Annotated in this window: 9 protein-coding genes; 5 read left to right on the plus strand and 4 right to left on the minus strand. The window is 60.6% G+C overall.

Annotated elements, in window-relative coordinates:
• Positions 1 to 146: 146 nt before the first annotated feature.
• The 4 genes from ACEN8E_RS04860 (at position 147) to ACEN8E_RS04875 (ending at position 3,223) form a co-directional block, all read left to right on the plus strand.
• The gene (locus ACEN8E_RS04860) at positions 147 to 1,472 is read left to right on the plus strand and encodes an APC family permease (protein WP_495591654.1); all 1,326 of its coding nucleotides are present in this window, start codon (positions 147 to 149) and stop codon (positions 1,470 to 1,472) included.
• Positions 1,473 to 1,626: 154 nt separating this feature from the next.
• Positions 1,627 to 2,061 (plus strand): NUDIX hydrolase, encoded by a 435-nt coding sequence (locus ACEN8E_RS04865; protein WP_495591655.1) that lies wholly within the window; start codon positions 1,627 to 1,629, stop codon positions 2,059 to 2,061.
• A gap of 23 nt (positions 2,062 to 2,084) precedes the next feature.
• Complete coding sequence (locus ACEN8E_RS04870) at positions 2,085 to 2,723, plus strand: LysE family translocator (RefSeq protein WP_495591656.1); 639 nt, start codon at positions 2,085 to 2,087, stop codon at positions 2,721 to 2,723.
• 2 nt (positions 2,724 to 2,725) lie between these two features.
• Positions 2,726 to 3,223, plus strand: coding sequence for a GNAT family N-acetyltransferase (locus ACEN8E_RS04875; protein WP_495591657.1), 498 nt, complete (start codon positions 2,726 to 2,728; stop codon positions 3,221 to 3,223).
• Between the two features lie 132 nt (positions 3,224 to 3,355).
• Here ACEN8E_RS04875 and metR read toward each other — a convergent pair whose 3' ends face one another.
• On the minus strand, positions 3,356 to 4,273 hold the full coding sequence (gene metR, locus ACEN8E_RS04880) for a transcriptional regulator MetR (RefSeq protein WP_495591658.1): 918 nt from the start codon (positions 4,271 to 4,273) through the stop codon (positions 3,356 to 3,358).
• Between the two features lie 75 nt (positions 4,274 to 4,348).
• The gene (locus tag ACEN8E_RS04885) at positions 4,349 to 9,604 is read right to left on the minus strand and encodes a dermonecrotic toxin domain-containing protein (RefSeq protein ID WP_495591659.1); all 5,256 of its coding nucleotides are present in this window, start codon (positions 9,602 to 9,604) and stop codon (positions 4,349 to 4,351) included.
• Between the two features lie 219 nt (positions 9,605 to 9,823).
• Here ACEN8E_RS04885 and ACEN8E_RS04890 point away from each other — a divergent pair, with 219 nt between their 5' ends.
• Positions 9,824 to 10,858, plus strand: coding sequence for an alpha/beta fold hydrolase (locus ACEN8E_RS04890; RefSeq protein ID WP_495591660.1), 1,035 nt, complete (start codon positions 9,824 to 9,826; stop codon positions 10,856 to 10,858).
• A gap of 25 nt (positions 10,859 to 10,883) precedes the next feature.
• Here ACEN8E_RS04890 and ACEN8E_RS04895 read toward each other — a convergent pair whose 3' ends face one another.
• Both ACEN8E_RS04895 and ACEN8E_RS04900 read right to left on the minus strand, forming a co-directional pair.
• Positions 10,884 to 12,275 (minus strand): sigma-54-dependent transcriptional regulator, encoded by a 1,392-nt coding sequence (locus tag ACEN8E_RS04895; protein ID WP_495591661.1) that lies wholly within the window; start codon positions 12,273 to 12,275, stop codon positions 10,884 to 10,886.
• Entirely contained in the window at positions 12,265 to 14,037 is a 1,773-nt protein-coding gene (locus tag ACEN8E_RS04900; RefSeq protein ID WP_495591662.1) for a sensor histidine kinase, read from the minus strand. The genes ACEN8E_RS04895 and ACEN8E_RS04900 overlap by 11 nt, the downstream gene beginning before the upstream one ends.
• Positions 14,038 to 14,044 lie beyond the last annotated feature (7 nt).

Genomic DNA, 14,044 nt, shown 5'->3' on the forward strand with positions numbered 1-14,044 from the left:
ATGTGGGAGCGAGCCTGCTCGCGAAGAGGTCCTCCCAGGCGACAGACCTGCTTGATCATTCACTCAAGAACAACAACGCAACACCCGAAAATCCTGCGCCGAACTCGGCTCTGCCATAAATCCAATAAAATCCGGAGTAGTCGCTCATGGCTCGTTTGCAACGCACCCTGTCACTGGGGTCGGTGGTGCTGTTTGGCATCGCCTACATGACGCCGATCATTGTGCTCGGCACCTTTGGCATCCTCGCCCAATCCACCGCTGGCATGGTGCCGGCCGCTTACTTGGCGGCGTTGGTGGCCATGTTCTTCACCGCCATGAGTTACGGCCGCATGGCCTCGGCGTTCCCGGTGGCCGGCTCGGCCTACAGCTATGTGCGCAAGGCCATCAGCCCCAAGCTCGGCTTCATCGCCGGTTGGGCGGTGCTGCTCGACTACCTGTTTTTGCCCATGGCGATCTGGCTGATCGGCGCGGCCTACCTGAACTCCGCGTTTCCGGCGGTGCCGCAGTGGATCTGGGTGCTGGCGTTCATCGGCATCACCAGCGCGATCAACATCATCGGCCTGAAACTGGCCAACGGCATCAACGCCTTGCTGATGCTGGTGCAGTTCCTGGTGCTGATCGCCTTCGTCGCACTGTGCGTGCATTACGTCGGCGGTGACGCCAGCACGCCGTTGTGGTCGATCAAACCGTTCTTCAACGGCGACATGCAGATGCCCTTGATCATGAGCGGCGCGGCCATTGCCTGTTATTCGTTCCTCGGTTTCGACGCGGTCAGCACCCTGACCGAAGAAACCCGCGACCCACGCCGCACCATTCCCCGGGCGATCATGTTGATCACCCTTATCGGCGGCCTGATTTTCGTCGGCGTGTCGTATTTCGTGCAGATCGCTCATCCGTCCTTCCAGTTCGACAACGTCGACTCGGCGGCCTATGAAATTGCCCGCAACGTCGGTGGCGACCTGTTCGTCTCGATCTTCCTGATCGGCCTGATCGTCGGTCAGTTCGCTTCAGGCCTGTCGGCCCAGGCCAGCGGTTCGCGCCTGCTATACGCCATGGGCCGTGACGGTGTGCTGCCGAAATCGTTCTTCGGCACCTTGCACGAACGTTTCGGCACGCCGATCAACAGCATCCTGCTGTGCGCGGTGGTGGCCTTGCTGGCGCTGAAACTGGACGTGACCACCTCGACCTCGTTCATCAACTTCGGCGCGTTCCTGGCCTTCAGTCTGGTGAACCTGTCGGTGATCTTCCATTACTGGATCGGTGGCGAGAAAAAAGGTGCGCGCGAGTTCGTACTGTTTCTGCTGTTCCCGTTCATCGGCCTGGCAGCGGACTTGTGGCTGATGGTCAGCCTCGATCATTTGGCGGTTTACCTGGGCCTGAGCTGGCTGGCGATTGGCGTGGTGTACCTGGCGGTGCTGACCGGCGGTTTCCGGCGCCAGCCGCCGGAGCTGGATTTCCAGGAAGCCGCATAAAGTAAACTGTAGGAGCGAGCTTGCTCGCGAAAAACCTGAGAGCACCGATGGGCATCTGGTTTTACGCGTTTTCGTTCACGACCATCGCGAGCAAGCTCGCTCCTACAGGGCAGACATGTGATCCTTGGCGCTTTTGAGTCAAAGGCTTTTGATCATGACGACGCTTCCCGCCCAGCCCGCTGGACTTATCCGTATCGCCGCCGCCCTGTTGATCGGCCCTGATGGCCGTACGTTGCTGGTGCGCAAGCGAGGTACCCGGGCCTTCATGCAACCGGGCGGCAAGATCGAACCCCATGAGCTGCCGGTTCACGCCCTGACCCGAGAGCTGGAAGAAGAGCTTGGGCTGGACATCGACCCGGCGCAGGCCGTTTACCTCGGTCACTTCTCGGCACCGGCTGCCAACGAGCCGGGTTTTGTCGTCCACGCCGAGATTTTTCAGTTGCACATCGATGTCGACGTGACGCCTGCGGCCGAGATCGAAGAAGTGCTCTGGATCGATCCGGCCACCGATGGCGGTGTCAGCCTGGCGCCATTGACACGGGACCTGATCCTGCCGTTTTATCGAGCATCGCTGACCGCGATCGCCTGATCCTCACGCAAAGGACTTCACCCATGATCCCGCTTCAGGACCTGCTGATTTTTGCCGCCGCTGCGTTGCTGATGGTACTGACGCCGGGGCCGAACATGATCTACCTGATCTCTCGCTCGATCTGCCAGGGGCGCAAGGCCGGGGTGATCTCGTTGCTCGGGGTGGTCGCCGGATTCTTCGTGCACCTGTTTGCTGCGGCCGCCGGTTTGACAGCGGTGTTCCTGGCGGTGCCGATGGCCTATGAAGTGTTGAAGTGGGCCGGTGCGCTGTACCTGTTGTGGCTGGCCTGGCAGGCGGTCAAACCCGGTGCGCGTTCGCCGTTCGAGGCGCAGCAGTTGCCCCCGGACTCGTCACGAAAACTGATCACCATGGGCTTTCTGACCAGTGCCCTGAACCCGAAGATCGCGGTGTTCTACCTGTCGGTGTTTCCGCAGTTCATCACACCGGAACACGGCTCGGTGTTCAGCCAGAGCATCATCCTTGGCCTGACCCAGATCAGCGTCAGTTTTAGCGTCAACCTGATGATCGCCATGTTTGCCGCGGGCATCGCCTCGTGGTTCGTCAACAATCCGACCTGGCTGGCGATGCAGCGCTATTTCATGGGCTTCGTCTTGTCGGGGCTGGCGGTGCGGCTGATGCTTGAGCAAAAACGGATGGCCTGAGCATGTGGATCGAACGACTGGATGCCAGCCATGCCCTGGACTATCGGGCACTGATGCTCGAAGCCTATGACTTGCACCCGCAAGCCTTCACTTCGAGTGTGCGCGAACGGGCGGCGATGCCGCTGGGCTGGTGGGAGTCGCGTCTGACCGGCAAGCTGGATGTGGTGTTCGGTGCGTTCGAGGAAGGCCGATTGGCAGGCATCGCAGGACTTGCCTTTGAACCTCGGGAAAAGGCCTGGCACAAGGCGACGCTGTTCGGCATGTACGTGTCTGCCAACTTACGCCAGCGTGGACTCGGTCATCAATTGGTGCAGGCAGTTCTGGCCGAGGCTCGGGCGCACGAGCGATTGCGGTTGATCAAATTGACCGTCACCGCCGGCAACGATGCCGCGCTCAACCTGTACCAGCGCTGCGGTTTCGTACAGTTCGGCCTGGAGCCGATGGCGGTGCGGGTGGGCGAGGATTACTTCGACAAGATCCACATGTGGCGCGAGCTCTAACCATCACATGGATCCCCTGTAGGAGCGAGCTCGCTCGCGATGGTCATCAACGATAACGCAGGAAGCCTGACACCCCGTGTCGCTCTCAGGTTTATCGCGAGCAAGCTCGCTCCTACAGATGGATGTGTCGTTTTATCGAACCGCGCTAACTCCATCCAGCGTCGAGAACGACGTGTCCTTGGCCGTCAGCAAAAAGTCGCGCATGTACGGCGCGTCCAGCATGTCGGCCCGGATCGCGGCATACAGCGTGGCAAACAAGCCCTTTTCGCCCAATCGCTTGGCCTTCACATAACCCCGAGAGCTGTACTCGTGCAGCGCCCAATGGGGCATGCCACATACACCGCGACCGCTGGCCACCAGTTGCATCATCATCACCGTCAGTTCCGAGGTGCGCACCTGGGCCGGTTCGATGTCGGCGGGTTCGAGGAAGCGGGTGAAGATGTCCAGCCGGTCCCGTTCCACCGGGTAGGTGATCAGGGTTTCCGGAAGCAGGTCTTCGGGGACGATATAGGCCTTGCCGGCCAGGCGGTGCTGGTTGGCCACCGCCAGCATCGCTTCATAGGTGAACAGCGGCACATAGGTGATCCCGGCAAGATCCACAGGGTCGGAGGTCACCACCAGGTCCAGGTCGCCACGAGCCAGCGCCGGCAACGGGGCGAATGAAAACCCCGAGGCCAGGTCCAGTTCGACTTCCGGCCAGGCGTCGCGGAACTGGTCGATGGTCGGCATCAGCCACTGGAAACAACTGTGACATTCGATGGCCATGTGCAAGCGCCCGGCGGTGCCCCCGGCCAGCCGACCGATGTCGCGTTCGGCGGCGCGCAGCAGCGGCAGGGTGGCGTCGGCCAGTTGCAGCAGGCGCAAACCGGCGCTGGTGAAACGCACCGGTTTGGTCTTGCGCACGAACAGCGGCATGCCCATGCGTTCTTCCAGCTCCTTGAACTGGTGGGACAGGGCCGACTGTGTCAGGTGCAGGCGGTCAGCTGCATCCACCAGGCTGTCGGCTTCGCGCAAGGCGTGCAGGGTCTTCAGGTGACGGATTTCAAGCACCGGGTGGCTCCATGAGGAAAACTTGTCGATAAATCGAAAAGGTTGAGTTTGTCTCATGTTACCCGGGCTGTCGATTCAGAGTTCGGAAAAGATTTTTACCCCCAGCGGTTTGCCGATATTACCGCGCCAGATCGACTCCACCTTCCCACCGCTACTGGCCGCAGCCTCCTGCCATTTCAGGCCGAGGTTGCGTTGTGCGGGCAGCTTCAGGTGGCCTTTGACGAAGTCGGTGAATTGCGACGTCGCCGAGGTGTAGTGGAAGTGCGCATACCATAGCGTTCGCGCCGACTCACCGGTCAGGTCGCGCACCTCGTACTCCTGCAGGAAATCCCTGCGGCCATCCGCGCGTTTCCCCAGGTCCCGTAAACTGCCTTCCTTGCGGATATCCACCACCTTCTGTTCCAGCAGGTAGTCCAGGTAGCCCTCGGTAGGGGTTGTGCTTTTCAGGGTCTGATCGATTCGCAGGGTGCGTGCGTTTCGCGTCAATTCATTAGCACGATTGCGCAATTGCGTGGCTATCGGCGCAGTAGGCGAGAGCTGTTCGATGGCCTGGGCCCGAAGCGTCAACTCCGTGGCTTCGCTGACCAGCATGTGTTCCAGGTCGACCGGCAGCATGTCCTGGGCTGCGTAGCTCTGGACCTTGGCCTTGTAAGTGTCCACCGCATCGAGTCGACGGCGGGCATCGGCCAGCAACGAATTCAGGTCCCTTCGAACGGTTTGCGCCGGTTGCTCCACAGGACTGATCAGGCGAAATTTGCCATGGGTATCCTGCTCCCAGACTTCGTTGATTCCGCCTTGGCCGGTCAGGGTGTATCGACGCGTTTGAGTGGTCGGCTCCCAGTGTTCGACGCCGATCAGTAGCTGATCGTTATCGGTAATAAAGATTTTCTTGTTGCCATGCCCTGAAGCGGAGGGCGGTTTCGGTTCCTGAATGCCCTTGCGTGCCCGTTCGGCCATCCGTTCGATACCCTCCATCAACGGTGCGACCCATTCCAGGTGAAAGTGCTGTGGATAACTGGCGGTCCAGACTTTCATGTCGCGGCGAAACTGTTCGTACGTATCGAGGCAGTCGCGCAGTATTTGAGTCCGTTGCGCCTTGGTTGCGGTGACTTCGGACAGGCTGAATTGAGTGAACAGTGCACGATCAATCCTGGCCCGCAGGTTCCGGGACTGCTGTTGCAGATAGAGCCACGAGACATCGCCGGCCGTATCGAAACGCTTGATGACTTCCAGCAGGTGCCCGGTTTTCAGGTAAAGCTTGTTGGCCTCGCTCAAGCGTCCTGCCAGCATATTGGCGGTTGGCGTCAATTGTCTCTTGTGCGCGGCGACCGTCATGCGCTCGTACCACAGATTGAAATCGCGATGGATGACATCGATGGCGTCCAGTTCGCGGATGAAGTCCACGCGTACCTTTCTGATGCGTTCCAGAACGCGCAGGCGCGCGGGGATGTCATCGTGTGGCATCCGGTCCAGGCGGCGGATGAGGGAATCGCTCAGGTCCAGCAACTCGAATGCGCGATGATTGGCAAAGTACAGGCGCTGCTGGTGTCGGTCAGCCAGGATCAGCGCGTCATTGCTCTGCATTTCCACAAGGGCACGCCGTTTATTGCCGTGGGTCAGAGGCATCAGCTCAACCAGTGTCTGGTAATGCCTGGAGGCCATTTCAATGTCGGTAATACAGGACGTTTCGGTGGCGTGCCTGAGTGCGGCGCGATTTTCAACGGGGCTGCTGCTGTGATTTTGCAGCAGGGTATTGGTGCGCGCGACTTGGGCATCGAGCCGCGGCGCCAGGTCATCGGCGGCAGCGGTCAATGCGTGATTCCGACGAAAGCGCTGATCGACCCACCAGCGAGGCATTCGATCGCGAATGGCCGCGGGCCAGAACGGATCAAGCCCGTCGGCCAGATGGCCCAGTACCGCACCGCCACCGAGCCCTCCGCCTTCGAATGTTTTGCCGTAGACGTGGTAGTAAGTGTCCCAGTGCCCCGTGTCATCGACGGCAATCGGTTGCTTGTAGGTTTTCATTCGAGTGCCGGTCAAACGCCAGTTTCGTGAGTCGGTGCTCCACTCGATCTGGAAAATGCGACCCTGACGAACGATGAAGTCGCCGTCTGCATGCCGATAGACATTGCGGTAAATACCGTGGGTTTCGGGTTGCAGGCCGGCAAGGCTGATCGGACGTTCATATTCGTAACCGGCGAATCGTTCGACCGCTCGCTTGGCATGACGTTTTGACGTCAGTCGGCGCAGCGCTTTTGGAACTTTATCCACAGTTGCAAGCTGTCGCACACGAGTGGCAGAACGAGCTGCCCCAGCTGCCCCGGCACCCGCGCTGGTGGCAGGAATAATGTCCATTGCGGCGTCGACCAATGACAACAGTATCGATTCCACTTCGGCCAGGCCATGACCGGGTTCGCCATGCAGGAACGCGCCAACCGCCAGATTGGCACTGGTCCAGGCGTCATGCAACGCGATGGCCGTTCCCACGAATGGCACCATGCCCAAAGCCATTCTCAGGTAGTTGAACACCTCACCAGATTCCAATGCGACCCGCTCCAGGTACAAGGCATCATTGGAGCGCGAGGTCGTGCGGTGCGCTTCGAGCAAACGGCCCATATGGACACTGACCAGGTGGGTTGCCAATGAGGTAGTGGGCGGCCAGGCCATACCGGTGCCGATCATGGCGTCGAAATTTTTCAGGCGCGCCTGGTTGATCCGACTGACGTGACGATCGAAATCTCCGACCACTGCGCGGCTCGCCAGGTAATTGACCGTTCGGGTGTGCAGGCACAGATTGAACAGGGCTCGGCGCGCCTCCTCGAGGCTGTCGTATTGACGCAGGAAAATGTCATCCGGGCTGTCAGGCAGGTAGAGCAAGGTCAGGCCGCTGATCTGGTCCTCTATGAAGGTGACGCCGGCCAGGGTGCTCGGTCCCTGGTGGGGGGTGTCCTCACCACCCACCGTCAGGTGTACCGGCAATAGCACGATGCGTTTGCCATTGGCCGCATAGGCTTCGCGGCTATTGGCATCGATGGCAATCTCCAGCACCCGCAGTCCTTCGGCAGTGATCTGTCGTTGCAGCACCGCGAACTCGCCTTGCAGCTTGAGCATCAGTCGCCATGGTTCGCCCAGGCATTCGCGGCGATGCTCAATGCTGAAGGCCGACGCCGTCGCGGTGCCAAGGAAGGTTTCGCGAATGAGCGTTTCATATTTTCCCGCCAGATCCAGCTCGGTAATCAATCTGCGCAGATAGTCCTGGGTGATCGCGGATTTCAGTTTCTGCCGTTCTGTCTCATCCGGGCCGCTGACCTCGACCTTCATGAACGACAGTCGCCACCACATCGCTTGATCGATGTTGCCCTGTGCCAGTTCGGCGAGCGATTGCGTGCTGCGCTGCGGGCTGGCGACCAGCACGTTTTGTTGCGGTGTTCCCGGTGCGGCGCCCTCCATGACCACTTTCTGCCAGTGGGTCGAGGTGGGAATATCCAATGACACTTCCACTGCGCTTGTGAGGGAAAATTCCCCCTGCAGGCGGGCATCAATGGCTGCCTGGGTGAACACGATCCGTGATGGCAAGTCGCGTTCGAGCAATTGTCGTGAGCGCTTCATCGCCTTGATATAGGACGTGAACAAACCCTTGAACCGCGCTCGTTGGGCCTCGGACAGCGTACCCAGCCATTGCGGCAAGGCGTCAGCCAGCGCACCGCTTTGATGCTGTTCAAACAGTTGCGTGTACGCAAGCTCCCGGGCCGCCGGGATCGGCACAGTCAGGAGGGCGATCGTTTGCACACGCCATTTTTCCAGAGCCTGTCGGCGTTGATCGGTTTGTTGTGGCAGGGGGTTCTCGGCAAGCAGCCGGACAATTTGTTGTTCATGGCTGTGAAGCTGATTCTGCAAGGCGTATTCGAACGGGTTGCGGCTCAGCGCCGTAAGGTGCAACGCCATTGCCTTTTCGTTGGTGGTCAGCTTGAACAGGGTCCTTTCCATGGCCTGGCGGGACTCAAAGCGCTGCAGGCCGCCGAAATGACCCGGCCAGTAGAGCATCAGACTATGGGGCTCGCCCGTCAGCAGCGCGGACGGATGGGTGAACAGCAGCACGCCGTCCAGTTCCTGGGATTGATGTGTGCGGCTATCGCCATCGCCATCGGTTGACGACAGGGTCAGGCGGGCTGTAACCACGTCTGTATGCCGATCCATTTGATCAGGTGCATCCAGTACGGTTTTGATCCACTGATGCTCCACGGCACTGATCTGGTTCAGGGTCAGTTGCAGGTCTGCCTCGGCGCGCAGGCCGGTCAGGCGGGCCTGATAGAGCGCCATGTAATGCGAATTTTTCTGGCTGCGCAGGTTCAGCAGGCTGGACGGTTCGTGAATGTCCAGCAACGCCGACGCAGCCGTCAAGCTGGCCTGTTCGGCGTCCATCAAGGTTTCGAGCTGTTGTTTGAGCGCCTTTCGACCGGGGGCATTGCGGTCGTCAAAAAAGTCATTGTCCAAATGGCTTTCCAGCGCTGTGTGCTGGGTGGCGAGGGCTTTGCGGCGCAGGTCCGGCGCAATATCCGGGTTCAAGAGACCGAACGGGGAATCGCTATCGTCAGGTTCGTCCCCGTTCGAGTCTTCCGGCAATAGGTCGGGGGGTGGGGCAAAGACGGCCTCGCGCTGTTGATGATTCACCTCGACGGTGGATATGTGCCCCAGCAGCCACTCGGCATTGCGGGCCAATGGCAACCGTCCTAGGTCCGTGTAATGGACGCGGTCGCTTGCCTGTGACGCAGTGGCGGTCAACGCCTGGCGATTTGCGATCAGCCAGGTTTCCAAATCGTTGCGACTTTCGAAGCGCGTCCACGCCAATTGCCGAGAGGGCAGATACAGCAGCTGGGTGACGGGTTGGTCGGTGTTCCGGGTAAAGACCAGTGCTCCGATGAGTTCGGCGCGTATTCCATTGGCGCCTGCCAGCGCCAATCGTTCTACATAAATGGCAGAGGAGTCGATCGCCGCTTCTGCCTCGGCGGGTTCGATCAGCAGCAAAAGTGCCTTGAGCTGTTCGGCGGTCAAGGTGCCCAGGGCGAACGCCAATTGGCTTGATGCCTCGAAATGCTGGTGATACAGCCTTGTTGCCAGTGTCGTGCGGGTAACATCCGTACCGCGTGCGCGTGCGCTCCACCAATGGTCATCGAGGACCGGCCGCGGGGATTGCGCCATTAGCTCCAGCCATTGATCGCGGTAACCCTTGCAGTTCGCCGAGGCGCTCAGGATCAGGCCCTGGTCCGGATTGGATGGCAGGCGTCGGGTAAGGCCGAAACTGGCCGTAGGGGGTATGAATTCGTCAACCATGACGATGAGTCTCCAAAAGGCCGGGCGATTGCCGGCGTTGCGCCTATTGGAGGCCGACTGTGAAAGGAGCGGGTGGTACATAGTTATCGCGCGGTGCCGGTTTATGCTCGACGACCGCTCGGCACTCTTCATCAAACTGTCATGGAACTGTGGCAGCGCGCTTGTACAAACTTCATCAGACTCGCGCTCTACTGGGGTTCTGCGTTTTGGTGTTTTTCCATGGGTGCTGCATTTTTTTCACGAATCGTATTTTTGGCCGCGCTGGTGTTCGGCCTGCCGTCTCTGGCGGCCTCGCGTTGTGACGTCAATGTTCCGACCGAACGGGTGGATCTGGCCCAGGTAAGCCTGGCGTATCAGAGCATCGGCCGCGCATCGGATCCGGCGTTGCTGTTGGTGATGGGGCTCGGCGGGCAGTTGATCCACTGGCCGGACGAAGTGGTGGTTGCCCTGTGCCAACAGGGTTTTCGGGTGATTCGCTATGACAACCGCGATGTCGGCCTTTCGACCTGGCGACAGGCACCGGGCGAGGCCAACCTGACGTTCGAAGTGCTGCGCTACAAACTCGGCTTGCCGGTGTCGGCACCGTACTCGCTGACCGACATGGCCGACGATGGCCTGGGCTTGATGGATGCCTTGCACATCGATCAATTTCACGTGTTGGGCGCTAGCATGGGCGGAATGATCGCCCAGCACATGGCGGCCATGGCGCCGCAGCGGGTCGAGAGCCTGACCCTGATCATGACCTCTTCAGGCGCCGAAGGCTTGCCGGCACCCAGTGCCGCGCTGGTGCAACTGCTTGCCCGTCGGAGCGCACCGAATCGTGAAGTGGCGCTGGAGCAACAGGCGGATTTACTGGCGGCGTTGGGTAGCCCGATGGTGACTGACGATCGTCAGGTGCTGCTGCACCAAGCGGCGCTGTCATATGACCGGGCGTTCAATCCCGAAGGCGTGAAACGCCAGATCATGGCCATCCTCGCCGAGCCGAGCCGGGTGGCGCTGCTCAACCAATTGCGGGTCCCGGCGCTGGTGGTGCACGGCACGGCCGATCCGCTATTGCCGGTGATGCATGGTGTACACCTTGCGGCGCACTTGCGTGGCAGCCAGTTGATCCTGATCCCAGGGTTGGCCCATCGCTTCCAGGAGGCGTTCAAGGCACCGCTGCTGGCGGCCGTATTGCCGTACCTGCGTGAGCACCGTGAAGACACTTCGCATTGGGCACAAATCGAGCCGGTGGCAGAACACAATCTTCTGTAACACCTCGCTCCTACAGGGGTAACGCTCAGCGAACGATTTTGTCCACGTGAATGCCCAGCTTTTTCAGGCGGTACCAGAAGCTGCGCTCGGAAATCCCGATCAGTTGGGCGGCGGCGGCCTGCACGCCGTTGCTCTGGGCAAGGGCGGCGAGAATGTATGACTTTTCGGTTTGCGCCAGCGCCGCGTCCAGATCCGACGGGATGCTGCTGCCCTCGATGAAGACCGCGCCGTTGTCGGCGGGCCGTGAAGCAAACAGGTAGTCCGGCAGGTCAACGTCTTCAATCACCGCGCCGGACGCGACAATGGTCGCGCGCTCCACGCAGTTCTGCAGTTCGCGAATATTGCCCGGCCACGCGTATTGGCTCATGGCTTGCAGCGCTGCGGGGCTGAACCCATTGATGCGTTTGCCCGCCGTGGCGCCCAGGATGTGGGCGAAGTGCCGGGCCAGCGGGGCGATGTCTTCAGCGCGCTCACGCAAGGCCGGCAGGGGAATCGGGAACACATTGAGGCGGTAATAGAGGTCTTCGCGAAACTCCTTGTTCGCCACCGCCTCCAGCAGGTTCTTGTTGGTGGCCGCAATGACCCGCACATCGACCTTGCGCTCGCGCGGATCGCCCACCGGTTCGATGACCCGCTCTTGCAGTGCCCGCAGGATCTTCGCTTGCAGGGGCAACGGCATTTCACCGATTTCATCGAGAAACAGCGTGCCCTTGTCGGCCTGCATGAAGCGTCCGACACGGTCGGTCACAGCCCCGGTGAACGCGCCTTTGCGGTGGCCGAACATTTCGCTTTCCAGCAGGCCTTCGGGGATCGCCGCACAGTTGACCGCGACGAAAGGTTGGTCGGCACGGTTACCGTGCTTGTGGATCGCCCGCGCGACCATCTCCTTGCCGGTGCCGCTTTCGCCGGTCAGCAGGATCGTGGCGTTGCTCTCGCGCACGGATTCGATCGCGTGCAGGACTCGCCGAAAACTCGGGCTGTCGCCGATCAGGCTGTCGATCTGCTGGTGTTCGTCGAGTTCGGCGCGCATGCGCTGGTTGTCTTTGAGGATGTCGCGAAACTGCAGGGCCTTGCTGACAGTGATGTCCAGTTCGTCGATGTCGAACGGCTTGGCGATATAGTCGAAGGCGCCGTTGCGCATCGACTGCACGGCGTTTTTCACCGTGCTGTAGGCGGTCATGACAATCACCGGCAGCTGTGGATAACGGCTTTTGATTTCTGCCAGCAGTTGCGGGCCGTCCATGCCGGGCATGCGCCAGTCGCTGATCACCAGGTCGATGTCTTCGGCCTCCAGCACCTTGAGCGCGTGCAGGCCATTGCCGGCGGTAAATACGCCGATGCCGTTCTGACTCAATGCCGAGGCGAGCAAGTCGCAGAGCTTGGGCTCGTCGTCGACCACCAGTACGTTATGCGTCATCGTTGCCCTCGTCGAAGTGTTCACCGCTGGCCGGAATGTACAGGCTGAAGGTGGCGCCGGCATCCTTTTGACTGACGCACTCGATGCGTCCGTCATGACTTTCCATGATCGAGAACACCTTCGCCAGCCCCAGGCCCGTGCCCGAGGCCTTGGTGGTGACGAATGGCGTGAAGATCCGCTCCAGCATGTCGGCGTCGATGCCCTGGCCGGTGTCGCGGATGCCGATCACGGTATAGGGCGTTTCGCGGCTGATCGTGACCGTCAGGCGACCGCCGTCGGGCATGGCGTCGATGGCATTGACGATCAGGTTCAGGCCGGCCTGCTTGAGTTGCCGCGCGTCGGCGTACAAGGTCGCGCCGGTGGCGTGATCGTCTACCTGCACGTCGATCCGGTGGCTGGCCAGTTCCGGGGCGCAGAAGCCGATCAGTTCATCCACCACCTGCCGCGCCGGTTGTGTCGAGCGCATCGGCGCGCTGGGCTTGGCGAAGTCGAGGAATTCGGTAATCAGGTCGTTGATCCGGCTGACTTCACTGACCACGTATTCGAGGTGACGCTTGTCGGACTCGGGCAAGTCGGTGCGCCGATGCAATAGCTGCGTAGCGGTCTTGATGATGCCCAGCGGGTTGCGGATTTCATGGGCCAGGCCCATCGCCACTTCGCCCAGCGCGTGCAAGCGATCACGTCGGCGCAACTGTGATTCCAGATGCTGCAACTCCCCCAGGCGCTCGCTCATCAGGTTGAAGGTGCTGCTCAGTTCTGCCAGTTCGTCGCCCCCGGTGACCGGTAAACGCTGGCGGTAATCTCCGGCGATAACGGCCTGGACGCCCTTGGACAGGTTGCTCAAGGGTTTGGTCAGGCGCTGGGACACCAACCAGCCGACCGCCAGCGAAGCGCCCGAACTGAGCAGGAAAATCAGGATGAACAGATTGCTCTGGTTCACCAGCCCGACCAGGCTGGTGTGACGCAACAGGCCGCTGAAAATCACGCCTTGCAATTCGCCACTTTCGCTGAGGATCGGCCGGTAGATGCCGCTGTAGCGGTTGGTCGATTGCTCGATCGGTTGCTTGGTGTTGCGCAGGGTCTGTTCGATTTTTTCCGGCACCGCCGCCGGGTGATCTTCGAAGCGCTGGGTCGAAAATATCTCCGAGAAGTTGTCGTCCTTGGCCAGGTACAGCCGCAAATCCAGGGAGTGCACGTCGGCCACGCTGGTCAGGAAGCTGCTGTCGAGGTAGGTGGCGACGATCATCTTGTAGTCGACGCCGTCCAGTTCGGTCTCGAATGTCGACACCACTGCGCCGGTCGCTACACCGCCGACCTGCAAGGTTTGCAGCACCGCTTTGGGGGCGGTGCTGATCTGCCGGATGATGTCGTCGGCCGCGGTGCTGAACACCACTTTGTGATCGCTGTTGCGCACCAGCGCAACCACATCGATGCCCATGGAGTCGGCGATATCGGCCGTCAATCGGTCATACCGGGCGGTCAACTCGTCGGTGGGCGAGCGTGTAAAACGCAGGAACAGCTGAGCGGCCCGGGCGTTCTCGTGGAGGATCTCGGTGATTTCGTCCTCGACGATCTTGGTCGATTCCTGCAGCCAGATCCGTACGTTGCTGTCGAAAATCTGTGACAGGGTGGTCGCCGCGAGTTCTGCGGCGATCATGGTCGGGATCACGCTGACCAGCCAGAACGCCAGCACCAGTTTGCGTTGCAGGCTCCAGCCGGAGAGGGCAAAAGGTCGGGCTTCAGGACGTCGGGCTGTTGTCACATATTCT

The sequence above is a fragment of the Pseudomonas sp. Pseusp9 genome, from assembly GCF_059491265.1.